At 47.9% G+C, this 1,181-nt stretch carries 1 protein-coding gene; it reads left to right on the top strand.

All coding sequences use genetic code 11. The annotated features are described in order from the left end of the window. Nucleotides 1-1,181: condensation domain-containing protein (locus GRP75_RS27490; protein ID WP_160790955.1), on the top strand; the 1,181-nt coding region annotated here is incomplete at both ends.

The raw sequence follows: 1,181 nt of genomic DNA, 5'->3' as shown, positions 1-1,181 counted from the left end.
TATGAGGCCTATTGTACAGGCCGTTCCGTTCCATTGCCTGAACCACGACCTTACACCGGGTATGCCGACTGGCTTGAAGAACAGGATCAGGAGGCGGCCAAGGACTACTGGCGTTCTGAATTACAAGGTTACGAACAAACGGCCGGACTTCCGATGCTAAAAACTCCAGCTACAACTCCTGAAAAAGGCGGCTATCTGCTGCAGGAATATAGAACGACGCTGACGGAAACAGAGACCAGCACTTTGCGTACGATTGCTGAATGCAATGGGGCCACGCTTAGCAGTCTTTTTCTGGCCGCCTGGGGAATTGTACTTGGTCGTTACAACGGAATCAAGGACGTAGTTTTTGGCACGGTGGTATCTGGCCGCCCGTCGGAATTGGATGAAGTAGAGCGAATTGTGGGATTGTTCATTAATACCATTCCATTACGAATTAGATTAAATGAAGAAAAGAGTTTTGTTGAATTATTGCGCGATGTCCAGAGAGCCTCTGTCCAAGGAAGGATGAACGGATACTGTTCACTTGCTGAAATCCAGTCGCAATCTGCACTCAAGCAACGCTTGCTCGATCATATCGTTGTATTCGAGAACTATCCGCTGGAAAACATGGTCGGGAGACGGGACTGGCAAGACAAACTCGGATTCATTATTGAAGACGCCCGGTTATTCGAAGAAATACCGTATGACTTTAATATTGAAGTTGAAGACAAGAAGGCAATGAGTTTCATATTGTCCTATAACGGCAAGGTATACAACAGTGAAGCGATGAAGCATCTGGCCCATCATTTGAAGCATGTCTTCCTCCAAGTTGCCAGCAATGCAGATGTTTGCCTCCGTGACGTTCGGCTGTTAACAACCGAAGAAGAGGCTAATTTGACGAAAATATGGAGCGGACCCGCTGTCCAGTTTCCTGCACTTACTTTTCACGGGCTATTCGAAGCGCAGACGGAGCGTACACCAGAACTAGCAGCCGTCATATATGAAGATACGATGCTCACTTACAGACAACTCAATGATAGAGCGGACGCTCTTGCCCATTTTTTGCAGAAGCGTGGAATTACACGGGAGAGTCTGGTCGCTGTCATGGTTGACAGGTCTGTTGAGATGATAGTGGCGGTGCTGGGAATTATGAAAGCCGGAGCTGCCTATGTGCCAGTAGATCCCGTGTATCCAGAAGAACG

Source organism: Paenibacillus sp. OT2-17, from assembly GCF_009827695.1.
Lineage (GTDB): Bacteria > Bacillota > Bacilli > Paenibacillales > Paenibacillaceae > Paenibacillus > Paenibacillus polymyxa_B.
The sequence above is the reverse complement of the archived record's forward strand: the minus strand, read 5'-3'. Positions and strand labels throughout refer to the sequence as shown.